This window comes from Bradyrhizobium sp. BR 1433 (genome assembly GCF_051547665.1).
Classification (GTDB): Bacteria; Pseudomonadota; Alphaproteobacteria; order Rhizobiales; family Xanthobacteraceae; genus Bradyrhizobium; species Bradyrhizobium australafricanum.
This window is the reverse complement of sequence record NZ_JBPUGG010000001.1, coordinates 8,074,696-8,098,531: the sequence shown is the minus strand read 5'-3', so window position 1 is coordinate 8,098,531 and position 23,836 is coordinate 8,074,696. Positions and strand designations below refer to the sequence as shown.

The following is a 23,836-nucleotide window of genomic DNA, read 5'->3' as shown; positions in this document are numbered from 1 at the left end:
TGCGCTCAGTCGCGCTTCGGCGCTTCCGCTGATCTCTCGCCGTCCTGCGCCATGCATTGCTGAAAGAAGTGCAGGCGGTCGCCACTCATCGGCACGGCCCCCGGTCGTTTGTAGGGGTAGACCATGTAGGCCGCGCGCAGGCAGCGCTTTGCGGTCTCGGCAGCGGGTGCGGCAACGGCAGCACGCGATGCCAGCAGGAGCGCCAGCACGACGCTGAACCGGACGGACACTCCGCTCACGGTTTCTCGCATTCCGAGTAGAACACGCCATTGGCGGCCGCCAGCCGCTGCAGGCAATGCCGCTTGTCGGTGACCGCGCCCTCGACCGTGAAATCGTAGGCCTGCGCCTTCAGGATCAACGCGTAGCGTCCCGGCGGCAGCGGCGCCTCGTCGCGCGGCAGGACCTCGAACATCTGCGGATCGTCCTTGAGCGGCGCCGCGCGGAACGGGATCGAGATGTTGCGGATCACCCAGCTGTCGTCGCCCGGCGAGACCACCGGCTTGCCGGTCGCGTCGAACGTGGTCTGCTGGCTCACATGCGCGATCAGACGCACATCGATCGGGTCGGAGGCGCCGCCGGCACCCTCGCGCCGGAACACGATGAAGCGGAGATGTCCGTCAGGCAGCGTGGTCTCGCTCGGCCTGGTGATCGCCGCCGAGATCGCCACCCGCGGATCCGGCGCACGCCCCTGGATCAGTTGCAGCTCGTAAAGCTTGCCGCCGCTCTCGGCGTAGACGCCGTAGGCGGTCGGCAATGGCCGTCTCGGCACCGGCGGCTCGGCCGCAGCGGCCGGCGCCGGGACGGCCGCGACCACCGCCGGCCTTTGGGCTTCGGGCGGCGCCGATGCCAGCGTGCCGGCAATCATCGCGCGGGCCGCGGCCAACGACACGCCGCGTTGCTGCAGCAGGACAACGGCCGCGATCAGCCCGAAGAACGCCAGCATGACAACGTAACGCAGCGGCGCCGACGACGACCATCGCGAACGGCGCGGTATCTTGGCGGGCTCGACGCGATCCATGGTCGTGACAAAGGCCACCTCGGCATCGATCCGGGGCGGTGCCTCGATCCTCCGCGCAGCGCCCGCCGCCTCGAGGAATGCGGGCAGCGCCCGCGCCGGCGGCACCTCGAATTTCTCGATCACATTACTCTTGGTGTGCGCTTCGACGCCTTCGATCGCCACTTCCAGCGCCTGCATCAGACGCTGCTTTTCCGCCGGATCCTCGTGCCCGAGCTGCTGCAGCTTCTGCCGCGCGAGCTCGTAGACCGCGCTGCGCAGCTGCTGCGGGTCGGCGCTCACGGAATCGATGGTTCGCGCCAGCACCAGCGCGAACTCCACCTCGGGGTGCGCAGGACCGATGTCCCTGACCGTTCTCTGGGCTGGCGTCGGCGTCACAAATGTTAGTCTGGTTTGCCCATAATGTTACAACATTCTATGTGGATTTTACTGTTAACACAAACCACCAGGCCGGCCGATCACGCCACGGTTTGACCGTCCCGATCCGAGCAGCAGCAGGATTCATTGACCCGTTCTCTGCCCATCCTAGACCAGTGGTTGTTCGCGCCCAAGCGGGACCGCCGATCCTGGCCGGACGTCCTGCTCCTCGCGGGATGGGTCGCGCTGGTCGGCTTCCAGATCGGCCGTCACGTGATGTGGCGCGACGAGGTCCGGGCGCTCACCATTGCCCTGAACGGCGACGATCCGGTCGCCATGCTGAGAGGGTTGCATGGCGAGGGCCACCCTGCCCTTTGGTACGTTCTGCTGCGCGGCGCACATGTCGCATTCGATCGGGTCGAGGTGCTGCCCGCCGTCGCCTTCGTGGTCGGGCTCGTCACGGTCGCGTTGCTGATCTTCCGGTCACTATTCCCACGACCGTTGGTCCTGCTGCTGATCACGGGCCATGCGCTGTTGTTTGAATATGTCGTGATGGCCAGGAATTACGGCATCTCGGCCCTGGTCCTGTTCGCGATTGCGGCCTGCTATCGGGCCCACCGCGACCGTGGTCTGGTGCTCGGCGCGCTGCTGTTCCTGCTCGCCAACACCAACGTCGTCGGCGCGATCATGGCCGGCGCATTCCTGCTGTTCTGGCTGCTCGACCTGCTCGAGACCCGAGGGAGCCGTGACTGGCGCTGGTCGCCGCAACTCACCAATTTCGCGATCAATGCAACGATCGCGACGATTGGCGTCGTGATCTGCGCGGTGACGATGCTGCCGACCTATAATGACGCCGCGGCCCGGGACTGGTCGCACGATTCACCGCTGGCGGCGGCAATCCTGTCCCTGGTGAACCCCGGCGCGACGTCGCTGGGCGCGCTGTTTGCCAATCTGCTGCCGGGGGTCGCGGGATCGGTGCTGCTGTTCGGCGCGACGCTCGGGCTCTTGCCGCGGCGGCCGGCCTTTCTCGCCGCCATCGCCGCCCTGCTGCTGACGTCGATGTTCTTCGCCGTCGCCGCCAACGGTGCCTACCGACATGCCGCGGTCTGGCTGAGCTTCCTGATCGCGCTTTACTGGATCGGCTGGAGCCGGGTCACCGCGCCATCCGGCTCTCGCGCATGGCTCGACCAACGCTTGCCGGCGATCGGACGCGTGTCGCTGCTGCTGGTGCTCGCGATCCAGACTGCCGCCGGCATCAACGATTTGCGCAACGCAGTGACCGGCGTGGTCGCGAGCCGCAGCGCCGATCTCGGCCGCCTGATCGCCTCGCGCGCCGATCTCACCAATGCAGTGATCCTCGGCGAGCCGGAATGGCTGGTCGAGGCGTTGCCCTACTACGTCAAGAACCGGACCTACCTCGCGCGCGACCACAAATTCGGCAGCGTCGTGATCTTCTCGCGCAAGGGCAAGATGGACGGCGATCTCGGCGAGACCCTGCGCCTCGCCCGCGAGCTTCGCGACACGAGCCGCGCGCCCATCATCATCCTGCTGGCCTACCGGCTCGACGAGATCACGCCCGACCGGATCTACGACGAAGGCAAGGACTGGCGGACGTTCCATGCCTCGGTGGCGCAGATCCGCGATTTCCGCGAAGCGACCACGATGCTCCGCCGCTTCGGCCCCGCCAAGACCGACGAGAGTTTCGACGTCTACCTCCTCAACTAGGCGATCGATCGACGACAACAGAAGAAGGACCGTGCGATGGCGCTGATAGACAGCAAGGTCGAAGCCGGCAAGCCGCCGGCCGCAAGCATCCGGCAGTATCTCGCCATCCTGCGGCTCGACCACAGCACCAAGCACATCTTCATCGTCCCCGGGATTGTCCTCGCCTGGCTGTTGCGCGGCCCGAGAGGCGAGCATATCGCGAGCGCGATCGTCCTCGGCCTCGTGGCCGCGATCTGCATCGCGTCGGCCAATTATGTGATCAACGAATGGTTCGACCGCGACTTCGACCGGCATCATCCGACCAAATCGCAGCGCTCCGCGGTGCAGCGCGCGATGGACGGCAAGATCATCGGGCTAGAGTGGCTGCTGCTGGTCGCGCTCGGTCTCGTCTGCGCATCTGCCAGCAGCCGCCTGATGCTGTTCGCAACCGGCATCTTCGCCCTGCAGGGCATCGTCTACAACGTCCCGCCGCTCCGCAGCAAGGACAAGGCCTATTTCGACGTCATCTCGGAATCCGTCAACAATCCGCTGCGGCTGTTGATCGGCTGGGCGATGATCGACCCGACCTCGCTGCCGCCGGGCTCGGTGATCCTGTGCTACTGGTTTGGCGGCGCGTTCCTGATGGCGGCCAAGCGGCTGTCGGAATATCGGGAGATTGCCGCGTCCCACGGCAGGGAGCTGCTGGCGCGCTACCGCGCGAGCTTCGCGCACTATACCGAGGTGTCGCTGACGGCCTCGTGCCTCAGCTATTCGCTGTTCTCGGTGTTCTTCCTCTCGGTGTTCCTGGTGAAGTACCGCATCGAGTATGTCTTGGCGATGCCGCTGGTGGTGATGCTGTTCACCACCTACTTCTCGATGTCGACGTCGCCGGGGTCGTCGGCGCAGAAGCCCGAGAAGCTCTATGGCGAGCGCGGCCTGATGCTGCTCGTGCTGGCGCTGGTCGCCGTCTTCCTGGTGGCAAGCCTTGTCGACATGCCGTTCCTCTCGCGGCTGGCCGAACAGCACTACATCACATTGAACTGAGCCTCTCGCGGCGCAATCGTTATTTGAGCATGATCTCCGCGCAAACGCGTTCCGCGTTTGTCGCGAGGGAAAACCGCTTCGCACTTTTCCGGATCATGCTCTACCGCCGGCGCGGATGTGCCTTCTGATGCCAGGCCCAGGCCGAGCGAATGATGTAGCCGAGATCGGACCGGCTGGCCTTGAAGCCGAGGCCGCGCTCCGACCTGGAGGGATCGGCCACCAGGATCGGCGGATCGCCGGCCCGGCGCTCGCGCACCACGCTCGGCACCGCTTCACCGGTCTCGGCCCGGATCGCGTCGAGCACCTGGCGCACCGAATAGCCGGTGCCGGTGCCGAGATTGAACACGCCGCCGGCGTCGCCCTTCAGCAGCAGCTCGAGCGCCGCGATATGGGCGCCGGCGAGATCATCGACATGGATGTAGTCGCGCACCGCGGTGCCATCAGGCGTGTCATAGTCTTCGCCGAAGATCGCAAAGTCCGGCACGTGCCCCAGCAGCGCCATCAGCGCGCGCGGAATCAAATGCGTCTCGGGATCGCGGAGTTCGCCGATGGTGACGGAGGCGTCGGCGCCGCAGGCATTGAAATAGCGCAGGCAGACCGAGTTGAACCGATAGGCCGCGCGGTAGTCGGCCAGGATCTGCTCGATCATGAATTTGGAGCGGCCGTAGGGATTGACGGTCGGACCTGCGGCACTCTCGGGAATTGGATCGCGGCCGGCGTTGCCGTAGACCGCGCCGGTGCTGGAAAACACCAGGCGGTCGCAGGCCGCCTCCCGCATGCCGCGCAGCAGGCCGAGCGTGCCGGCAACGTTATTGGTGAAGTATTTCTGCGGATCCGCCACGGACTCGCCGACCGCACTGAACGCGGCGAAATGCATCACGGCGAGCGCGTTGTGGTCGCGGATGGTGGCGGCGATCTTGTCGTGGTCGGCGACGTCGCCGATCACGAGCGGCCCCCATCGCACGAAATCACGGTGACCGGTGGACGAATTGTCGTAGACGACCGGCAGAAACCCGGCCTCGGCCACCGCCTTGGCGCAATGGGACCCGATGTATCCCGCGCCACCCGTGATCAGGATCGAACCCCTGCTCGCCATTTAAAAGTGTTGTCCTTGCGCGAACCAATCCCGCGCCTCAACCGGCGCAGTGATCGCATCGGTACGACATTCCGTCCGAGGCGGCAAAATGACGATGGGAATAGCGTTAAGACAGAACGGATTTGCAGCCGAAGCGACGGTTAGCGCGACCCGAGCGGCACGTTGGTCCGTTGCCCGACCGGCGGCGAGTGCCGCGACGGTCTGCCATAGGGGTAAGCCGGTGTTGCCGGCGGGACCGGCCGGGTCGCCTGCGGCCGCGATGTCGGAACGCCGCCGCCGGGTCCATCGATCGAATAGCGCGTTGTGCCCTGCGTGGTCTGTCCGGTGCCCTGTGCAAGCGCCGGGGTGATGGCGACGACCAGCGCCGCTGTTGTGACAAGGCCGGCCAGCTTCATGTCGATGCCTCGATGGGTTGGACCGGGGTCAACCGTTGATGCCTCCAATCGTTCCGGCAATGTCGTCGCAGCGCGCTGGCGATCGTCTCTGATGCGAAAAATGGCGCGGCGAAATGTCTCGCTGCGCCATTTTCGATCGATGGGGCTCGTTCAGAAATTCAGGCGCCGGCCTGCGCGACGGCGGCCCAGTGATCGGGGTTCGCCGGGGTCTGCATCCTGACCCAACGATAACGCGCCTGCGACCAGCTGCGATCTGCGCATTCAGATTGTCGAGCACGATGTCTCCACCCCTGGCGCGGACCACCAGCACGAGATGATGCTCGCCGGAGGAGGTCACAACCTCGCTCAGCAGAAGGTCGCGCATCGGCCAGCCGCGCGCCAGGAGTTCGTGGCGCTTGCTGACTGCATAATCGTTGCAATCGCCGCGCGCCGGATTGATCAACCATTCCTCGCCGGCAAGGCCGCGTTCGTTGCGCTGTGGCACGATGCTGCGATTGACCGATGCGTTGACCTCGATCAGGTCGGCGATGCGTTGCTTGGTCAGCCGTGTGGCGCCGCCGCGGAACACCATCCGGGCGCGGGCTTTCTGCTTGCACTCGTCGGCATAGCGCATGCAGAACATGGTGTAGGCCATCGGCGCCAGCGTCGGCGCGCTGAAGCGGATCTTCTCGATCACGCCGCGCAGCGGCAGCGGGAAGCCGACCATTCCAGCCTGGGTGTTCTGTGCGCTTGTCCCGAGCGCAAGGACGGCCAGAACCAGGGCCATCACTCTCTTGACGTTGTACATTCTTCACTCCCCACAGTGACGGGAAGCATGTACGGGAAATGTCTTGAGCTTGGGCTCAAGCGCGCGGCGGCATTTGTTTCAAATGCGAGGGTGCGCGCGAGCAATCCGTTAACCAAGCCTGCGGGGCGCCGCCGTCAGGTCAAGGGCCGGTTGCGGCCCGAACTCTTTCGTTCCCATGCCCGCATGGTTGGCCTGTCGTGAAGCCGCCGGCGCGCTCTGTTAAATCGCCACCCGCTGCCTGGGCGCGATCCCGCACCAGCTCATGACGAGATCGGCGAGCATCTTGATCTCGAGATCCGCGGGCGTCCCGCCGGCGAAATCGGCGACCGATTGCCCCAAGGCGACGGCGCGAACATAGGCCGAGCGACTGCCGATCATCGGCCCGATCTCCTCGTCGAGCGTATCGAGCTCCTCGATCAGCTGCTGGCCTTCGAGCGTGCGCTGGTCGACGCGGTTCGGCACGATCATGGCACGGAGCGCCGTTCGCCGCGTGGCACGCACTTCCCGCACGATGTCGAGCGTCCGCGCGGTGGCCTCGATGTCAAGGCCGGACGGCGTGCACGGCATCAGCACGATATTGGCGACCGCGAGCACCGCGCCCAGCACCCGATCGTTCGGCGCGGAGTCCACCACGATGATCTGATGCGGAATCTGGCGCATCAGCTTGGCCCATTCGGCGACCGGCCGGGTTTCCGGATCAAGCTGGTAGACGGGGAACGACAGATTGCCGGGCTCGGCCCAGTGACACGCGGACGCCTGCGAGTCGGCGTCGACCAGTCCGACCACGCCCGTGCGCCGATCCAGTTCTGCGGCGAGCAAGACCGCAAGGGTCGTCTTTCCGACCCCGCCCTTGCGCTGGGCAACCGAGATGACAAGCGGCATCGCAAACTCCTGGCGTTATCCCCCGTACGTGCGCGGAGGACACCTTCATCAACGAGCGTCAGCATCCGCGGCAGACAGACCCGCCTTGCGTCGTAATTGTCCCGCACGAAGCTGCGCGCCTTCATCCGCATCTTCTTGAAGGCCTTGGGCCGTGACAGCACCGAGACTACCTGATCCGACAGCGCATCAATATCAAAAAACGGCACCAGCAGGCCGTTGCCGTCCGAGATGATATCGCGAAGCGGGGCGGTGTCGGATGCCACCACCGCACATCCCGCGCTCATGGCCTCCAGCAGCGACCAGGACAGCACGAAGGGATAGGTCAGATAGACGTGCACCGAGGAAATCTGCAGCAGCTCGAGATACGGTTCCCGAGGAATCCGGCCGAGGAAATGCACCCGCCGCAGGTCGATGTCCGCCTTGATTTCGTCGAGGAACATCGACTTCCAGCTCGAACCCTTGGGTGGGTTCGCGCCGTAGGATGTCCCGCTGCCGCCGACGATCACAACCTGCGCATTCGGCCGCGCGGCGAGGATCCTCGGCAGGGACCGCATGAAGATATGGAATCCGCGCACCGGCTCGAGGTTGCGCGAGACGTAGGTGATCACTTCGTCGTCCGCCGACAGCGTCGCGCCGTTCGGAAGCTGAAACCGCGCGACGGGATTGGGCTTCACCTCGTCGGTGTCGACGCCCTCGTGGATCACCTCGATCTTGCTCTGAAACTCGGCGGGAAAGGTCGACCTCTGCCAGGGCGTCGGCGAGACGCCCGTATCGCATTCCGTGAGCGCCAGCAGCGTGGTCGCATTCTTCAGATGGAGTGCGACATTGCCATCGAGGCCCGTCATGGGAAACTCGGGATCGAAGCCGACGTCCCTGCCCTCGGCACCGTAGTAGAATTCGCAATAGAGGATGATCCGCGCGCGCGGAAACATCGTGCGCAGCGGCAGCGTCTCGCCCCAACCGGGATGCGCGAAGATCAGGTCGGGCACGAAGCCCTGCCCCGACAGCGATGACAGCGCGTACAGAACCTCTTCGGCACGCCGCAATTCGACATCGAAGCGCCGGGCAAACGGATGGACGACCGCGAAATCCGTCTTGGTCGTCGAATATTTGAGCAGCCGGATATCCGGCGTCGTGCTGGCGGTCGACGAACCGACGGCAACGACCCTGTTGCCGGGCTGCTCTGCGAGCGCGCGCGCAATGTGGCGGTACTGGGCCGGAAAGTTATTGTGGACGAACAGGACGTTCATTGGCGGGCGAGCGCGCCCCCGGCCGCGCGGTCTTCGATTGGGGTCAGGGTCTGCATCATCACCGGCGGTATGTCATCGATTGGCGAGCAAAACTATCTTACCGGATTAACATTAAGCCCCCTTCTATCACACAGATTTTTGGGCACACTGCAGGAGACTTACCAATCCATTCCGTTAGGCTCGCAGGCGACAATGAACGAACAGATTCAGCAGAAAACCATTGATCTGGCACGGGGTCTCTTCCTGGTTCGATACAATGGCGCAGATGATAAGGTGTCACCTCCGGTGGTGCGCGTATACGCGGATCGCGCAGAGTCTTAACAATTGCAATATCATTACCGGACCGGACGTGGTCAATGGAACCCTGTTCGCGCCCGAGACCGCGCTGGTCGTTTCGGTCGCCCGGCCAAGCCGCCTGATCGTCGAGGTCACCGCAGGGCGCGTCGGCGGGTCGACCGCCGCCAACATCAAGATCGAGCCGCTGACCCAGGGACAGGCGGCTGAGCAGCAGCCGGCCAGCCAGCCATTCGACATGTTCGAGCCGGAGGCCGGCCCCGGCGAGTTGAGCGACCTCAAGCTGCTCGCGCATGTCGCGGGCCTCGGCGACGTGACCGTCGGCTCGAATGTCTGGATTGCCGGACCGTCCGCGCCGGCCCGGATCGAGGGAATTTCCCTCGAATGGCCCAACAAGCCGCGGGATCTCCAGCTGCAATATGCCGTCAAGTTCGCCAGGCCGCAGCGCGGCGACAACCAGTTCGTTCCTCTCGGAACTTTTGCCGGAACCCGGGGACGCGCATTGGCCATCACGGGGTTCTCGCTGGAGGCCTCGGGTCCCGGTGCGGATCGCTACGCCATCGCGGCTGAAACCATCTTCCTGGGGGCTCCGACCCTGCGGGTCACCGGGAACCGGATTGTGGTGTCGGGCCCCTCCGGACGGGAACCGTTGGTGGGCCTCAAGCTCAATCTCGAGGAGCGCCGGGTGCAGGCAGCCCCTCTGGCGCCCCAGCAGCCGCGGCGCGTCGAACCCGCCACTCCGATGCCGCACCAGGACGGACCCCGCCTCGAGGGACGGGTGCGTGTGTTCCGGAGCCGGCAGGGCGCCGTCAAGACGGCAGGCTGACCATGCGGGCAGATAAGGGCGCCACTTGACCGCCGACGCGCGCAGGATCGCCTTTACGTCCAAAACGCTCCACCACGTCGATCTCGAGCGGGCCGCTGTCGGGGCGCTCGAGGCGCGTGATTTCCGCCTGGCGTTCGCGCTCGCCGACCGCCGCTGCCGGATCCTGCCGCATCCGGGCGCTCGCGCCCATCTGCTGCGCGCAGAAGCGCTGTTTCATCTCGATCTCAGGGATGCGGCCATCGCCAGCGTGGCGAGGGCGCTCGAGCTCGAGCCGGACGATCTGGTCGCTGCCCGGCGAATGATGGCTTGGGGCGACGACCTTCAGCAGATCGAGGCGGCGCGAAGCGTCACGCGGCGTGATGACGATCCGGATTCGGTCAGGAGCGCCCTCCTTCTGCTCGAACAGAGCGGCCAGGACAGCTGCGCCCGCATCGACTTTCTCGATGAAGAGGTGAAGGGATGGGTGACGTGGCGCGGGCCGGACGACCCGCACCTTTCGCTGGCGCAGGCGGATCAATCCAGCACGATCCAGCTTCCCGCCGATCCACGCCACAAATTCGCGCGTGACGGGCGACAGGCTGCGAGCTTCCGTCTGATCCGGCCCGCATCCGCGACCTCGCAGCGCCTGCAGATCACGCAGGCGGACCGGGTGATCGCAAGTGTTCAACTCCCGGCCAACCGCGTTCCGGATCATCGGACCGCACCACGCCGGCCGGCTCGCCTTCGAAACGGCGAACCTCCTCCGCTCACCATCATCATCCCGGTATACCGGGATCTGGCCGCAACGCGAGCCTGCATCGACAGCGCGTTGAATGCGCTCGCCTGCACGCCGGGCTCGACCATCGTCGTCGTGGATGATGCGTCGCCCGAGCCCGACATCAAGCGCCTGCTCAATGAGCTCGCCGCCGAATTCCGCATCAGGCTCCTGACCAACGAGCACAATCTTGGCTTTGTCGGCGCGGTCAACCGGGCGCTCGGCGAGACCGGCGCCGGCGACGTCGTGCTGCTGAACTCGGACACGATCGTGCCGAAATACGCGCTGCAACGCCTGCGCAGCGCCGTGCAATCGACGCCGCGCGTGGGCACGGCGACCCCGCTGTCGAACAACGGCGAATACACCAGCTTTCCAATCCCGAACCGGTCGAATCCCCTGCCCGCGGCCGGCGAAATCGAATTGCTGGACGAACTTGCAGGCAGCGCAAATTCCGGGATTGCGATCGACATCCCCAACGGCATCGGGTTCTGCCTCTACATTACCCGCGAATGCCTCGACGCCGTGCGCGAGCTCTCCGACGACTTCTATCGCGGCTACCTCGAAGACGTCGACTTCTGCTTGCGCGCGGCGGAGGCCGGCTTCCGCAACGTCTGCATTCCTTCGGTTTTCGTCGGGCACGAGGGCTCACGCTCGTTTCTGGGCGAGAAGCGTTCGCTCGTGATGCGAAATCTTCGCGTTCTCGAACACCGTTACCGGCGCTATGCGACGGACTGCGCCGCATTCCTGCTTGCCGATCCACTCCGCGATTGCCGCGCCGCGCTCGAGCTCAAGCTGCTCACGAACCAGCAGGTCGCCGCCGGCCCAACAGTCATCCTCTGCGGCTCGTTCGCCGGCCGCGAAATTGCCATCAGGCGCTGCCGGCAGCTGGCAGCAGAGGGTCAGCACGGTCTGGTCGTGCAGATCCGCTCCGAGGGACAACGCCAGCTGGCTGCGATGTTCGATCCGGATGGCGGAGCGCCGCAGTCGATCGCACTCGACGTTGCGACGCCTGAGGGCCGCGAGGCTCTTCTGAGGTTTCTCGCCGATCTCGGAATCCGGTCGCTCGAGATTGCGGAGCCGAACCGCATTCCCGGCGCATGTCTGGCGCAGCTCAAGCAACACTTTGCCTACGACCTCCTGATCACCGACACCGCGCTTGCAACGCGCACGGCGGTTGGATCAGGCGTTCATCCGGATTGGACGAGCCTGGTCGCCGGGGCGCGGCGCGTGACTGCGATCGGTGACGATGGCGCGGCCTTTTCCGAAGCCGTTCTCGGCCTGCAAGCCGTGAGGCTGAGCGACCCGCCCGCGCCGCCGGCGCTGTATGCCGCCGTGAGCGGCCCCGCGCGTCTCGGCCTGCTGGTCCTGCACGCCAGCGCCGCGGAATTTCGCTTCATACGTGCGTTGAGCGATCAACTGGCCGACACCGACGAAGACGTCGAGATCGTCGTGCTGGGGAGTACCCTCGACGATCTCAAGCTGATGCAGCGCACCAATGTCGTCGTCACCGGCGATATTGCCGTCGACGACGTCGCCACGCTCATCGAAGGTCACGGCATCACGCAATTGGTTCTCGACATCGGCGAACCGGCGTTTGGTCATCCATTGGTGGACGCACTGCTGGCAACCGGGCTGCCGATCGCCGCGACGGAATGGAGTCCAACTCGTCCGGGACGCGGCCGAAGCACCGACCTGAAGCTGCAGCCGGGCCTTGATGCCGATGCAACGATTGCCGCCGTACGCGACTGGGCGCTCGAGGACGTCCTGCTACAACCCGATCGGAGGGGCGGTCGGCACCGGCGGCAGGTTGGCACGCGCCTTCCATGATCGCGGCGGCCATGCAAGCGAGGAGAACGGCGTCGAATCCAGCCCCAGCAGCGGGCTGTAATAGGGATCGTCGAGCAGCACCTCTCCCCATTTCGCGCGCAGGATCGACAGCTCGCGCCTGAAGCGTGCCCTGCGATCAGGCGCGGAATCGCGGCCGCGGCTTGCCAACTCCAGATGAACGAGTTTCGCGTCCGGCGTGAACACGATCCGCTTTCCGAGCTCGCGCAGCTTCAGGCACAAATCGATATCGTTGAAGCTGATCGGAAAGCGGATCTCGTCCATGCCGCCGACGGCCACGAAATCGCGCTTGCGCATCAAGAGGCACGCCCCCGTCACCGCCGAACATTCGTGCGCCACCTGAAGCAGATCGCCATAGCCGGGATCACCATCCATCCGGTCGTTGAAGGCGTGCGCAGCCGAAAAATTGGCGCCCAGCACCACTCCACCGTGCTGCACGACGCTGCTTGGCCAGAGCAGCTTTGCGCCGACGGCTCCGACATCGGGAGCGGCGAGCCGCCACAGCATCTCCGCCAACCAGGTATCGTCGAGCGCCTCGACGTCATTGTTGAGAAAGCAGATGTTCTCGGTATCGACGCAAGCAACGGCGGCGTTGTTGATGAATGCGAAGTTGAAGGGCCCCTCGACCGAGATGACGTCGATTTCCTGCGCGGACAGGCTGTCCAGATAGTCCAGCGTTTCCGGCTCGGTCGAGCTGTTGTCGACGACAAGGATCCGGGCGTTTGTCTCATTTGCCGCCGGCATGACCGTCTCGATGCATCGCTTGAGCAGCTCGGCGCGATTTCTGGTCGGGATGATGATGGTGGTGCGCTCGTTCCAATCGACGGCGCGCTTGACCTGAACGGCCGGAAGAAGACCCGCTTTCCGCGGCTCGACATTGGCCTCGATGCCGGCCCTGGCGAAATATGCCTTGCTTGCGGCGACCAGTTCGGCGGTGGCGGCCGATGCATCAATCCGCGGCAATGCCGCAACCGATCCCGGAAGATGATAGGTTCGATCCGGCTCCGCGCAGCAAAGGAAGATGTCGTAGAGCGACATCGCCGATCGCAGCGCTTCCACGGCAGGCTCCCGACGCACCGCAAAACAATACGCCCCATAGCCCTGCTCGAGCGCGCGTTCGAGATCGAACGCGGAGAACGCCAGCGGCCAGACAGCGCCGGCGCCCGCAGCGACCTCGACGTCGCCATAGACCATATCGCAGCCGGGTTCGGACGCGAAGAGATCGGCGAAGCGTTGCAAGGCGTCTTCCGCGAGGATCGTTCCGCTCAGACAAAACACAAAGAACGCACTGCCGGCGGCATCGCCTTCGACAAACTCGCGCGCTGCTTTTGGATCGAATTGACTGAACGCCCGCGCCGGCAGGGACACCGCCGACCAGGCAGAGTGCCGTTGGGCTTCGAGGCTTTCGATGCTCTCGTCCACCCTGGCATCGCCGATCAGGACGACTGCCGCCTCGGATGCAACATCAGACTGTTCAGATTGTGTCGTCGGCAAGAAGCGCTCTTTCCAGCCGCGATAGGCGTGAAACGGCATCGAGGCCGGCAGCACCCGGTCGAACAGCTCTCCACGAAGCCGCTCGCTATCCCAGCGCCCGAGATCCGCGAGCGTTTGCTCCAATCCGCGATCGAAAGCGACAAAGGAAATCGGCTCCGAGATCAGGCTCCGTCCCGAAATCGTCCGCGCGGATAGTCCACGCATGCGACCGTCCGCAAAATGCTCGGGCAGATGAAAATCGATCCGGCGGCCGACGCCGAACTCGCCGCCCCGCGCTACGTTGGTCCATCCGGTCGGCTTCACGGTCATCACCGGGCGTTGCGCGATCAGGATTTCGATGTCCTCGTCGATGTCCTGAGCAAGCCAGCCTTCGAAGCGCAGACCTCCGACCCACTCGATATCGCCGATCCGGTGCCACCGCGCTTCCGGCGCGGCGACATCGCAGCGAATCGGAGCACCGACGGGAGTGCCGATATTTGCCAGCCTTGCCTCAATGATCCCGGCGTTCGCGCTGACTTGATCCTGCACGTTGAAGGTAAAGCCAAATCGAGCGTCGCCGATCCCGGCATCGGCAAGCTCCGTTACGAACTCGTCACACAATGATGACATGTATGGCTCGCCGTCGATAAGCAGGTCGACGGTGTAGCGTCGGCCGAGATCGGCGCGATCATAGACAAACCCGGAAAACGTCGTGCGATCGGATCTGGAGAACTGCGTTTGCAACGACGCGTATTCAGCTCCTGAGGGCTTCTGCTTGCCAATCGTCTTCATGCTCATGTCCACCCTCAAACGGCAGCTCGATTGTCGGTCGATTTCAAGTTGAGAATGTGTCCATGGTGCGCCCGAGGTGACTAGCGGGCGCTCAGCTGCACTGGGGCGATCACCGTTTGCACAAAAAGCCGCCGACCTCCAACACAAACTATACGCTATAAAACTTGGCGTTATCGGCGCCAATTGTGCTAGTGCTAACTCCTCCTCTCCACACTGATCGACGAGCGGATTCATGAAGATTGCAATGGTTGGAACGGGATATGTAGGTCTCGTGTCCGGTGCGTGTTTTGCCGATTTCGGCCATCAGGTCGTTTGCGTCGACAAGGACGCCGGCAAGATCGAAGCCCTGAAGCGCGGCAAGATCCCGATCTACGAAACTGACCTCGATAAGCTCGTCGAGACCAACGCCGCGGCCGGACGGCTGACCTTCACGACGGAGCTCGCGGGCGCCGTCGCGGACGCCGATGCCGTGTTCATCGCGGTCGGAACGCCCTCGCGGCGCGGCGACGGCCATGCGGACCTGAGCTACGTCTATGCTGCCGCCAAGGAGATCGGCGCGGCGCTCAAGAAGTTCACCGTGGTGGTCACGAAGTCGACCGTGCCCGTGGGCACCGGCGACGAGGTGGAACGCCTGATCCGCGAAACCAATCCCGACGCCGATTTCGCCGTTGCTTCGAACCCCGAATTCCTGCGCGAAGGCGCCGCAATCCAGGATTTTCGCCACCCCGACCGCATCGTCGTCGGCACCGAGGACGATCGGGCCAAGAGGGTGATGGGCGAAGTCTATCGTCCGCTCTATCTGAACCAGGCGCCGATCCTCTATACCGCGCGACGCACGGCGGAACTGATCAAATACGCCGCGAATGCCTTCCTTGCCACCAAGATCACCTTCATCAACGAGATCGCCGATCTCTCCGAGAGGGTCGGGGCGAACGTGCAGGAGGTCGCGCGCGGCATCGGGCTCGACAACCGGATCGGAACCAAGTTCCTGCATGCCGGCGCCGGCTATGGCGGCTCCTGCTTCCCGAAGGACACCCGTGCGCTGTTCAAGACCGCGCTCGACCACGACGTCCAGCTGAAGATCGTCGAGGCCACGCTGACCGCGAACGACAACCGCAAGCGCGCGATGGCGCGCAAGGTCGCCAACGTGCTCGGCGGCGAGCTGCGCGGCAAGACCATCGGCGTGCTCGGCCTGACCTTCAAGCCCGATACGGACGACATGCGCGAGGCGCCCTCGATCCCGCTGATCAACGGCCTGATCGACTTCGGCGCCAAGGTTCGTGCCTACGATCCCATCGGCATGGAGCAGGCGCGCAAGGAATTGCCGGAGATCGAGTACTGCAAGGATGCCTATGAATGCGCGCGGCAGGCCGATGCGCTGGTGATCGTGACCGAGTGGCGCCAGTTCCGCGCGCTCGATCTCAAGCGCATCAGGCAGGAGATGAAGCATCCGGTCGTCGTCGACCTGCGCAACATCTACCGTCCGGACGAGATGGCCGCACACGGCTTCACCTACGACAGCATCGGTCGGCCGCGTTGAGCGCTCGCGCCCGGCGACGATAGCCGCCGGCCGGTTCAATCCTTGAGCCTTGGTTCTGATCAAATCAGGACCAAGGCTCTTTTCTTGTCTGACGCGTTTCCTTCACGCGCGCCGGCATCCACTTCCGAAAGCGCCCTAAGCGTGGGCGGGGGCGCCGAGCTGGACAAACGCATCCAGTTCGCGCGCCAGCGCTTCCTGCCAGGTCGGCATCGCCACGCCGAACTGCGCCTTCAGCCGCGACAGATCCAGCCGCGAATTGCCCGGACGCACCGCCTTGGTCGGAAAATCGGCCGCTGCGATCGGAGCGATGTTCTCGACCGCCAGCGTGATGCCGCGAGACCTCAGCCCGCCGACAATGGCGGTTGCGAAGCCGTGCCAGCTGGTTTCGCCCGCGCAGACGAGATTGACGACACCGCCCCGGCGCACGAGCTGATCGTGCAACGTGGTGAGGTTCGGCAGGACGATGCCGGCGACCGCACCGGCGATCGCTGATGCCGTGGTCGGCGCACCGATCTGATCGGCCACGATCCGCAGCTCCTTACGCTCGCCAGCGAGCCGCGCGATGGTGCGCAGGAAATTCGTGCCCTTTGCGGCATAAACCCATGAGGTGCGCGCGATCAGATGCGCCGCGCCCGCCGCCTGGATCGCGACATCACCGGCAAGCTTGCTGGCGCCGTAGACCGACAGCGGTTCGGTCGGGCTGTCCTCGCGCCACGGCCTGTCGCCCGAGCCATTGAAGACGTAGTCCGTGGAGAAATGCACCAGGGGCACGCTGTTCGCCGCAGCCCATTTGGCGATCGCTTCAGGTGCCTTCGCGTTGACCAGGAACGCCAGCTCGCGCTCGTCCTCGGCGCGATCGACGGCGGTATAGGCCGCCGGATTGATGATGAGATCGGGCTTCAAACTCTCAAGCTGGCTCGTCAACTGCTCCGGCTTCGACAGATCGAACTCCGCGGTGGGCGGCGCGATGATCGTGCCGTGGCTTTCCAGCAGAGGCTTGAGCGCACTGCCAACCTGGCCGCGTGTTCCCGTCAACAAGATCCGCATCGGATTTGTCCATAGGTCGGAAGGTTGCTGGCGTCGGCAAGGAGCGGCGCGTCCGCATCCTTGGCCGACAGCTGTGGCTTGTCGACGCCCCACTTGATCCCGATCGCGGGATCATTCCACCGGATCGAGAGCTCGTCCCTGGGGCTGTAGAAATCATCGCATTTGTAGAAGAAGTCGGCGGTCTCCGAGAGCACCACGAAGCCGTGGGCGAAGCCGCGCGGCACCCATAATTGCCGGCGGTTCTCCTCGCTCAATTCGACCGCGACATGCTTGCCGAAATTCGGACTGCCGACGCGCACGTCGACGGCAACGTCCAGCACCTTGCCGCGCAGCACGGAGACGAGTTTGCCTTGGGTGACCGGGTTTTGCAGATGCAGCCCGCGCAGCACGCCATAGGCCGAGCGGGACATGTTGTCCTGCACGAACGGACGCGTGATGCCGTGCTCGACATAACGCGGAGCCTGGTAGGTCTCGAGGAAGAAGCCGCGCTGGTCGCCGAACAGCTTCGGCTCGACGATCAGGACTTCAGGAAGCTCGGTCTTGATGACGTTCATCTAACATTTGTTCCAGTTTGACGCGCTTGAAATGTTAATTTCCCTCTCATAACAAACTTGTGCAGCGCACGCTATATGTTATGTTCTGATAGTCAAATTGTGAGGGACCATGAAAGGCATTATCCTTGCCGGTGGCACCGGCTCGCGCCTCTATCCGGTGACGACAGTCGTCTCCAAGCAACTGCTGCCCGTCTTCGACAAGCCGATGATCTACTATCCGCTGTCGACGCTGATGCTGGGCGGAATCCGCGATATCCTGATCATTTCCACGCCGCAGGACAAGCCGCTGTTCCAGCGCTTGCTCGGCGATGGCAGCGAGATGGGTGTCCGGTTCGCCTATGCCACGCAGGAGACCCCGCGGGGTCTTGCCGACGCCTTCATCGTCGGACGCGACTTCATCGGCGATGACTCCGTTGCCCTTGTGTTAGGGGATAACATTTTCTACGGCCACGGCCTGCCGAGCATGCTGTCGTCCGCCTCGATCCGCAAGAAAGGCGCCACCGTGTTCGGTTACGTCGTGAACGCGCCTGAACAGTACGGCGTGATCGAGCTGGACGGCACCGGCCGGGCGCTCTCGATCGAGGAGAAGCCGAAGCGGCCGAAGTCCAACGTCGCGGTCACCGGCCTCTATTTCTACGACAATGATGTGGTCGACATCGCGGCCAGGATCAGGCCATCCCCGCGCGGCGAGATCGAGATCACCGACGTCAACAAGGCCTATCTCGAACGCGGCGATCTCTATGTCGAGGTGCTCGGCCGCGGCTTTGCCTGGCTCGACACCGGCACCCATTCCTCGCTGGTCGAAGCCAGCCATTTCGTCCAGATCCTGGAGCAGCGCCAGGGCCTGCGCATCGCCTGCCCCGAGGAGATCGCGCTGCGCCAGGGCTACATCTCGCTCGAGGCGTTCGCGAGGGTCGCGCAGAAGACCGCCAAGAGCAGCTACGGCGAGTACCTGCTGTCGGTCTACCGCTCATTCCACGGCGAGCCGCGCGCGGCGGAGGTATTCAAACATGCGGTTTAAGGGATCGACGATCTTCGTCACCGGCGGCGCCGGCTTCATCGGCTCCGCCGTGGTCCGCCACCTGCTGCGCGACACCCACGCCCGCGTCGTCAACATCGACAAGCTGACCTATGCGGCAAACCTGGCCTCGCTGCCCCGCGCCGCCGAAAGCCTGAATTACACCTTCGAGAAGGCCTGCATCTGCGAGGCGCAGAACCTGCGCCGGCTGTTCGAGAAATATCAGCCCGATGCGGTGATGAACCTTGCCGCGGAAAGCCACGTCGACCGCTCGATCGACGGCCCCGGCGAATTCATCCAGACCAACATCGTCGGCACCTTCACGATCCTGCAGGAGACGCTGCGTCACTGGCGTACGCTCTCGCCCGAGAAGCGCGACCGCTTCCGCTTCCTGCATATCTCGACCGACGAGGTGTTCGGTTCGCTCGGCGACGAAGGGCTGTTCACCGAGACCACGGCGTATGCGCCGAATTCGCCCTATTCGGCCAGCAAGGCGTCGTCCGATCATTTGGTGCGGGCCTGGCGCGAGACCTACGAGCTGCCGACCCTGGTGACCAACTGCTCCAACAATTACGGCCCCTACCACTTCCCGGAAAAGCTGATCCCGCACATGATCATCAAGGGGCTCGCCGGCGAGCCGCTGCCGGTCTATGGCGACGGCAAGAACATCCGCGACTGGCTGTTCGTCGAGGATCACGCCAAGGCGCTGACGCTGGTGCTGGAGCGCGGCGAGGTCGGCGAGACCTACAATGTCGGCGGCCGCAACGAACGCACCAACCTGCACGTGGTCGAGAGCATCTGCGACCTGCTCGACGAGGTCGTGCCGGCCGCGGCAGGCCCGCGCCGCCAGCTGATCAATTTCGTCGCCGACCGGCCGGGCCACGACCGCCGCTATGCCATCGACGCCACCAAGCTCGAAACCGAGCTCGGCTGGCGCGCCGAGGAGAATTTCGAGACCGGCATCGCCAAGACCGTGCGCTGGTATGTCGACGAGCAACCCTGGTGGCGCGCCATCCTGGAGGGCGGCTACAAGGTGGAGCGCGTCGGCCTGAACCAGTAGTCGCCGATCTTTCCAATCACCGGCGTGGATGGCCAACAGGACGTCGAGAAGCGCGATGACAACTCAACCAGATCTCATCGCTGCTTGACGAGCCGCGACCGCCTTCCGACGGTGGATTGGCAGCCACCCGCCAGACAACAACTCGAGAAACCACGGAATCCCGTCATGAACATCGCAATGGACGGTCAGGAACTGACGCTGTTCAAAAGCTTCGTGGTTCTCTCGAAGCGCTATCTGGAATTTGGTTCGGGAGGCAGCACTTGGCTCGCCTGTCAAACCAAGAAGGAATGGGTTATCTCGATCAATTCCTCGCTGGAATGGCTCAACAACGTCGGCGACGCTACGCGCGATGCGAGCACCAAGCCGCTGCTGCTGCACGTCGATATCGGCAAGCTGCGCGAGTGGGGTTATCCGATCGAGAAGGAGAAGGAGGGCTCCTGGCCCGAATATCACGAGCGTGTCTGGGAGCGTCCGGAAAGCAGGACGGCCGACCTGTATTTCATCGACGGCCGGTTTCGCGTGGCAAGCTTCGTGCAGTGCGTGCTGCACGGCGCACCGGGAGCCTTCATCGCAATCCACGACTTCGAGAACCGGCCCCACTACCATTCGGTGCGGACGGTCGCGCGGGAAATCGCGCGCGCCAACAACATGTCGATCTTCCAGAGGCCTACCAGGATCGACGTCGATGCCGCACAAGCCCTGCTTGCGAAATACCGGCTGGAGCCGCTGTAGCCGGCAGCCGGAGCTGGAGGCTATTGCGGTCGATCGTTGCCGCGGTCAAAGATCACGCAAACTGCATGATTGATCGGGCGCGCCACTTGGCGCGCCCTCCTTTTCGGTGAGGAAATCGCTGTCGCCCCGCTTCAGCCCTGGACCAGCTTCTTCAACTCCGGAAGAAACCTTTGAATCGTTGCGTCTTCGACGTCGTTGCGATCCCGCAACGTGAAGAACTCCATCGCGCGGATCTTCTCGGGATCTCCATCGGCGAGCGGCCTGCCGCGCTCGCGCTTCTTCAGCAATTGCTCGCGTGACTTCGTGTAGTAGTGATTGATCACGAGCTTGCTCCGCTTGGGAGCCGTGCAGCGGCCGCCGATCGGGAATACCGGCGTGCCGTCTTCCTGGACGTAGCAACCCAGAACGAGCGATTGATGGGGATGCAGGTAGGACACGATGGTGTCCGGCCGCACGATCGACTTCATGATGAAATGATCCGGGAAGTCGTCCGGAGCGCGACGCGTGAAGGACTCGATGCACAGGCCGGCCGGCCGCGCGTCGTGACCGTTCGATCCGAAGTTCAACCAATGCACCGCCACTGCCGGCGCCGAGCCGAGCTCGGTCAGGACGTCCTTGATGTTGCCGGCCTGCGTCGGAAACAAATACTCATCGGCATCAATGAAGGCGCACCATTCCGCACAATTGCGATAGGTGTCGATCGCATGCGAGAAGGCGCGCATCTGGCCGAATTCGCCCTCCACGAAATGATAGGTGATCATCTCGGGCCACGGGAAGGACTCGATCACGGCACGCGTATCATCAGTGCTGCCGTTGTCGTAGAGGTAGAAGTGATCAACGCCGACCAGTCGGTGGAAGTGCAGCCATTCCAGCAGATCGTCGCCTTCATTCTTGATGGCGCACACCGCGGCGAGGCTGTGCTTCTTCCGATCGACCCCGACATAGAGCTTCTTCGCCTCCATCACGCGCAGGAGGCCGGCAAACTCTCGCCGCAGATTTTCACTTTTCGGGGCCGCAATGAGCGCGGCAAGATAGACATCCTGCGCTTCATGGGCGGACCCCATGTTGAGGGCCGCGATTGCCAGGCGATGCAACACCCGCGAGTCGGACGGCATCTGCTTGACGAGGTCGAGAAGGATTCCACGCGCTCCGGCGAAATCGCATGCCTGCACAAGCGCCGCCGCCTTTGCAAACTGGAATTCCTTGTAATCACCGAATTGCTGCTCCAACTGCTTGACCGATTGGATCAGCTCGTCGGGTTTCGGATTTGCGATCCGCCCGGAAAAGAAATCTCTAAGCCTTGCCTCGATCTCACTTGCTGGAAGCGTATCGAGATTCACGCCTGAGCTGAAACTAGACAATGCTGGAATTTCCATGTCCAACCTGAGCCGCTCCCACGAGATCAACAAGCTATTAACATTGGTTCGCACCACGAATTCCCTATTAGCGCACATATCCTACAAGAATAAGGCTATAACACGCAGTGCTCACAATTAACTCTTGTAAGGTTATTTCGAGGAAAATCAATACAATAGAGCAAGGAGGCTCGACGTCATTTGCACGAAAATCGCGTCACAGGACCGGAACGATCGGAGATCGCCGATGGACGACGGGAATGAAGCAGTCCGCTAGTCGTTCGGGCTTACAAGACGATGCCTTTGACATCGTTATCCGCAAGCCTCCCGCCCGGCGCGTTCAGCTTTTTGAGTTCCAGCACCCTGCTGCGGCTGCGGCACGTTCCAGACCTCTCGTCGGAGCAATTCGATGGGACGCCAGGCTCCCAGCCGACGAAGCGATGAAGCTCGGTCCCCATCCCAATCAAGGCGCCGTTCCGATTGTGTCGGAACGGACAAGGCTGGCCTTGCATTGCTCGATCAGCGCCAGCGAACCGGCCGGGTCCGATCGTTCAACTCCACCGTCCGGTGTTCTACATGATAGGGCGCGTAGATCTGCTTCACCCAATAGTTGAAGTTCGGGTGCAGCTTCACGAAGTCATAGAATGAATCGCCGAAATTCGACGGACTGAGGCAGGTCTTGTTCTGAGGCCGTGACGCGATTGCATTCAGGCAATACGACATCATGCAAGCCTTTGTCTCGCTCTCTGCCACCTTGCTCAGACTTCGGAAACTGTTGGTTGAATGAAGTCGATACAGATAGCGGTCGGTCTCGAGATAGGTCGGCTCGACCTTGGTTACCGCGCGTAACGCAAAGTCCCAGTCATGGCAGTATTTGAGGTCGGCAAGCCAACCCACCTGCCGCAGCAGTTCACGGCTGAAGACAAAGTTTCCGGTCGATGCCGCGATCTGAGAATCCAGAAATGTCCATGACAACGGCGCACCTGCGATCTGGGCCCGATCGATCGCATAGCGCAGGCGCGTTGGAAACTGGAAGTTGCTGATCGACTTTCCATGTTCGTCGATTGGCTCAACCGCCGAGAAGCCGAAGAACAGCCGATCATTGGCATGCTTATCCGCGAACAGCCGAACCCGATCCTTGGAAAAGGCATCGTCCGAATTCAAAAGGAAAATCATGTCGCCGTTCGTCAGCGATAATGCCCTGTTCCAGGTGTAGTGGGCGCCAAGATTTTGAGGGTTCTTGAGCAGCTTGCAGGAAACGAAGCGCTTTCCGAACGACCTCTTCTTGAGGACCCTCTGCGCGACTTCAAAACTCTTGTCCGGCGAATTGTCGTCTACGATGACGAGCTCGATGTCGGCAAACGTCTGTTGATAGACAGTCTCAAGGCATTCCTCGAGATACTGCTCATGCTTGTAGCACGCGATGACAACACTTGCGAGCATCGGTGGCGACCTCAACGTCTCACGATGATCGAGTGGCGAGACCGCACGAGTGCACTAGTCCCGTCGCCGACCTCCAGAACCGCGAGTTGATATTCACCATCCGGCAAATCTCGAATCGAGAAGGACAGCTGGAAACCGAAATAGCAGTCCTTGCTCTCGGCCTTCATATACTCCTTCACGTCCACGCGCTCGTGCCAATCTACGATCAGGCAATAGCCGCCGTTTGCTGCGCCATCCGGAGTAAGCCCCGACAGGACCAGGAATCCCGTTCTCTGTCGGCTGGCCTCAAAGGCGTTGCCCGCGCAAATCCATCCCCGCACCAATATCTCATAGCGCGGATCGACAATCACCCGTTCGCCGGTTTGAGAATTGATGTTCTCGATCACCAGCAACGAACCTGCCGGATTACCGGACGCGCCTTCTGCCTCCACTGGCGTGCCGCTTCTTACGCGCTGCACCCCCGAATGGGTGAGGCCCGACCGGTGCAGGCTTGCGAGCACTTCGACATGTGTCGAGGCTTCTTTTACCGCCCACTCAAGCTCCTGCCTGCTCAGGCAATCCAGCAAATCCGGG

Annotated in this window: 20 protein-coding genes and 1 pseudogene; 8 read left to right on the top strand and 13 right to left on the bottom strand. The window is 63.3% G+C overall.

What is annotated here, in order from left to right:
• Positions 1 to 5 precede the first annotated feature (5 nt).
• Complete coding sequence (locus ACSKB9_RS38870; RefSeq protein WP_438079623.1) at positions 6 to 239, bottom strand: hypothetical protein; 234 nt, start codon at positions 237 to 239, stop codon at positions 6 to 8.
• Positions 236 to 1,321 carry a hypothetical protein gene (locus ACSKB9_RS38865; protein ID WP_438079622.1) on the bottom strand — a complete coding sequence of 362 codons (1,086 nt, stop codon included), beginning with the start codon at positions 1,319 to 1,321 and terminating at the stop codon, positions 236 to 238. The genes ACSKB9_RS38870 and ACSKB9_RS38865 overlap by 4 nt, the downstream gene beginning before the upstream one ends.
• 231 nt (positions 1,322 to 1,552) lie before the next feature.
• On the opposite strand from ACSKB9_RS38865, the gene ACSKB9_RS38860 reads away from it, so the two are divergent.
• Both ACSKB9_RS38860 and ACSKB9_RS38855 read left to right on the top strand, forming a co-directional pair.
• On the top strand, positions 1,553 to 3,097 hold the full coding sequence (locus ACSKB9_RS38860) for a hypothetical protein (RefSeq protein ID WP_438079621.1): 1,545 nt from the start codon (positions 1,553 to 1,555) through the stop codon (positions 3,095 to 3,097).
• A gap of 36 nt (positions 3,098 to 3,133) precedes the next feature.
• Positions 3,134 to 4,120, top strand: coding sequence for a UbiA family prenyltransferase (locus tag ACSKB9_RS38855; protein WP_438079620.1), 987 nt, complete (start codon positions 3,134 to 3,136; stop codon positions 4,118 to 4,120).
• Positions 4,121 to 4,220: 100 nt separating this feature from the next.
• Here the strand turns inward: ACSKB9_RS38855 and galE are convergent, their stop codons facing one another.
• The 5 genes and pseudogenes from galE to ACSKB9_RS38830 all read right to left on the bottom strand — a co-directional run.
• Positions 4,221 to 5,216 carry a UDP-glucose 4-epimerase GalE gene (gene galE, locus ACSKB9_RS38850; RefSeq protein WP_438079619.1) on the bottom strand — a complete coding sequence of 332 codons (996 nt, stop codon included), beginning with the start codon at positions 5,214 to 5,216 and terminating at the stop codon, positions 4,221 to 4,223.
• 140 nt (positions 5,217 to 5,356) lie between these two features.
• Positions 5,357 to 5,611, bottom strand: coding sequence for a hypothetical protein (locus tag ACSKB9_RS38845; protein WP_438079618.1), 255 nt, complete (start codon positions 5,609 to 5,611; stop codon positions 5,357 to 5,359).
• Positions 5,612 to 5,639: 28 nt separating this feature from the next.
• Positions 5,640 to 6,398 carry a transglutaminase-like cysteine peptidase gene (locus ACSKB9_RS38840; RefSeq protein WP_438079617.1) on the bottom strand — a complete coding sequence of 253 codons (759 nt, stop codon included), beginning with the start codon at positions 6,396 to 6,398 and terminating at the stop codon, positions 5,640 to 5,642.
• A gap of 219 nt (positions 6,399 to 6,617) precedes the next feature.
• A complete protein-coding gene (locus ACSKB9_RS38835) occupies positions 6,618 to 7,280 on the bottom strand; it encodes a ParA family protein (RefSeq protein ID WP_028345280.1) in 663 nt (220 codons plus the stop codon).
• Positions 7,281 to 7,420: 140 nt separating this feature from the next.
• A pseudogene (locus ACSKB9_RS38830) lies at positions 7,421 to 8,530 on the bottom strand (glycosyltransferase); the annotation flags it as partial.
• 349 nt (positions 8,531 to 8,879) lie between these two features.
• Here ACSKB9_RS38830 and ACSKB9_RS38825 point away from each other — a divergent pair.
• Both ACSKB9_RS38825 and ACSKB9_RS38820 read left to right on the top strand, forming a co-directional pair.
• A complete protein-coding gene (locus tag ACSKB9_RS38825; protein ID WP_438079616.1) occupies positions 8,880 to 9,650 on the top strand; it encodes a hypothetical protein in 771 nt (256 codons plus the stop codon).
• A 298-nt stretch (positions 9,651 to 9,948) separates the two neighbouring features.
• On the top strand, positions 9,949 to 12,231 hold the full coding sequence (locus ACSKB9_RS38820; protein ID WP_438080583.1) for a glycosyltransferase family 2 protein: 2,283 nt from the start codon (positions 9,949 to 9,951) through the stop codon (positions 12,229 to 12,231).
• Here the strand turns inward: ACSKB9_RS38820 and ACSKB9_RS38815 are convergent.
• Positions 12,172 to 14,514, bottom strand: coding sequence for a glycosyltransferase family 2 protein (locus ACSKB9_RS38815; protein WP_438079615.1), 2,343 nt, complete (start codon positions 14,512 to 14,514; stop codon positions 12,172 to 12,174). The genes ACSKB9_RS38820 and ACSKB9_RS38815 overlap by 60 nt on opposite strands.
• Positions 14,515 to 14,746: 232 nt before the next feature.
• Between ACSKB9_RS38815 and ACSKB9_RS38810 the strand changes: the two genes are divergently transcribed.
• Positions 14,747 to 16,054: a UDP-glucose dehydrogenase family protein gene (locus ACSKB9_RS38810; protein ID WP_438079614.1), complete on the top strand. Its 1,308-nt coding sequence runs from the start codon at positions 14,747 to 14,749 to the stop codon at positions 16,052 to 16,054.
• Between the two features lie 135 nt (positions 16,055 to 16,189).
• On the opposite strand, the gene rfbD is transcribed toward ACSKB9_RS38810, so the two are convergent.
• Both rfbD and rfbC read right to left on the bottom strand, forming a co-directional pair.
• Positions 16,190 to 17,101 carry a dTDP-4-dehydrorhamnose reductase gene (rfbD, locus tag ACSKB9_RS38805; RefSeq protein WP_438079613.1) on the bottom strand — a complete coding sequence of 304 codons (912 nt, stop codon included), beginning with the start codon at positions 17,099 to 17,101 and terminating at the stop codon, positions 16,190 to 16,192.
• Complete coding sequence (gene rfbC / locus ACSKB9_RS38800; protein WP_438079612.1) at positions 17,086 to 17,655, bottom strand: dTDP-4-dehydrorhamnose 3,5-epimerase; 570 nt, start codon at positions 17,653 to 17,655, stop codon at positions 17,086 to 17,088. Before rfbC ends, rfbD begins: the two co-directional genes overlap by 16 nt.
• Before the next feature lie 109 nt (positions 17,656 to 17,764).
• On the opposite strand from rfbC, the gene rfbA reads away from it, so the two are divergent.
• The 3 genes from rfbA to ACSKB9_RS38785 all read left to right on the top strand — a co-directional run bounded on the left by rfbA (position 17,765) and on the right by ACSKB9_RS38785 (position 20,465).
• The gene (gene rfbA, locus ACSKB9_RS38795) at positions 17,765 to 18,676 is read left to right on the top strand and encodes a glucose-1-phosphate thymidylyltransferase RfbA (RefSeq protein WP_438079611.1); all 912 of its coding nucleotides are present in this window, start codon (positions 17,765 to 17,767) and stop codon (positions 18,674 to 18,676) included.
• A complete protein-coding gene (gene rfbB, locus ACSKB9_RS38790; RefSeq protein ID WP_310880773.1) occupies positions 18,666 to 19,733 on the top strand; it encodes a dTDP-glucose 4,6-dehydratase in 1,068 nt (355 codons plus the stop codon). The genes rfbA and rfbB overlap by 11 nt, the downstream gene beginning before the upstream one ends.
• A 165-nt stretch (positions 19,734 to 19,898) precedes the next feature.
• Entirely contained in the window at positions 19,899 to 20,465 is a 567-nt protein-coding gene (locus ACSKB9_RS38785) for a hypothetical protein (RefSeq protein ID WP_438079610.1), read from the top strand.
• Positions 20,466 to 20,596: 131 nt separating this feature from the next.
• Here the strand turns inward: ACSKB9_RS38785 and ACSKB9_RS38780 are convergent, their stop codons facing one another.
• The 3 genes from ACSKB9_RS38780 to ACSKB9_RS38770 form a co-directional block, all read right to left on the bottom strand.
• Positions 20,597 to 21,898 carry a glycosyltransferase family 92 protein gene (locus ACSKB9_RS38780; protein ID WP_438079609.1) on the bottom strand — a complete coding sequence of 434 codons (1,302 nt, stop codon included), beginning with the start codon at positions 21,896 to 21,898 and terminating at the stop codon, positions 20,597 to 20,599.
• 441 nt (positions 21,899 to 22,339) lie between these two features.
• Complete coding sequence (locus tag ACSKB9_RS38775) at positions 22,340 to 23,263, bottom strand: glycosyltransferase family 2 protein (RefSeq protein ID WP_438079608.1); 924 nt, start codon at positions 23,261 to 23,263, stop codon at positions 22,340 to 22,342.
• Between the two features lie 11 nt (positions 23,264 to 23,274).
• The gene (locus ACSKB9_RS38770; protein WP_438079607.1) at positions 23,275 to 23,829 is read right to left on the bottom strand and encodes a hypothetical protein; all 555 of its coding nucleotides are present in this window, start codon (positions 23,827 to 23,829) and stop codon (positions 23,275 to 23,277) included.
• Between the last annotated feature and the right edge of the window lie 7 nt (positions 23,830 to 23,836).

Excerpts from the sequence above, each read along its gene's own strand:
- ACSKB9_RS38855 (WP_438079620.1), top strand. The coding sequence starts at position 3,134 with ATGGCGCTGATAGACAGCAAGGTCGAAGCCGGCAAGCCGCCGGCCGCA.
- galE (WP_438079619.1), bottom strand. The coding sequence starts at position 5,216 with ATGGCGAGCAGGGGTTCGATCCTGATCACGGGTGGCGCGGGATACATC.
- ACSKB9_RS38845 (WP_438079618.1), bottom strand. The coding sequence starts at position 5,611 with ATGAAGCTGGCCGGCCTTGTCACAACAGCGGCGCTGGTCGTCGCCATC.
- ACSKB9_RS38840 (WP_438079617.1), bottom strand. The coding sequence starts at position 6,398 with ATGTACAACGTCAAGAGAGTGATGGCCCTGGTTCTGGCCGTCCTTGCG.
- ACSKB9_RS38835 (WP_028345280.1), bottom strand. The coding sequence starts at position 7,280 with ATGCCGCTTGTCATCTCGGTTGCCCAGCGCAAGGGCGGGGTCGGAAAG.
- ACSKB9_RS38820 (WP_438080583.1), top strand. The coding sequence starts at position 9,949 with ATGATGGCTTGGGGCGACGACCTTCAGCAGATCGAGGCGGCGCGAAGC.
- ACSKB9_RS38815 (WP_438079615.1), bottom strand. The coding sequence starts at position 14,514 with ATGAAGACGATTGGCAAGCAGAAGCCCTCAGGAGCTGAATACGCGTCG.
- ACSKB9_RS38810 (WP_438079614.1), top strand. The coding sequence starts at position 14,747 with ATGAAGATTGCAATGGTTGGAACGGGATATGTAGGTCTCGTGTCCGGT.
- rfbD (WP_438079613.1), bottom strand. The coding sequence starts at position 17,101 with ATGCGGATCTTGTTGACGGGAACACGCGGCCAGGTTGGCAGTGCGCTC.
- rfbC (WP_438079612.1), bottom strand. The coding sequence starts at position 17,655 with ATGAACGTCATCAAGACCGAGCTTCCTGAAGTCCTGATCGTCGAGCCG.
- rfbA (WP_438079611.1), top strand. The coding sequence starts at position 17,765 with ATGAAAGGCATTATCCTTGCCGGTGGCACCGGCTCGCGCCTCTATCCG.
- rfbB (WP_310880773.1), top strand. The coding sequence starts at position 18,666 with ATGCGGTTTAAGGGATCGACGATCTTCGTCACCGGCGGCGCCGGCTTC.
- ACSKB9_RS38785 (WP_438079610.1), top strand. The coding sequence starts at position 19,899 with ATGAACATCGCAATGGACGGTCAGGAACTGACGCTGTTCAAAAGCTTC.
- ACSKB9_RS38775 (WP_438079608.1), bottom strand. The coding sequence starts at position 23,263 with ATGCTCGCAAGTGTTGTCATCGCGTGCTACAAGCATGAGCAGTATCTC.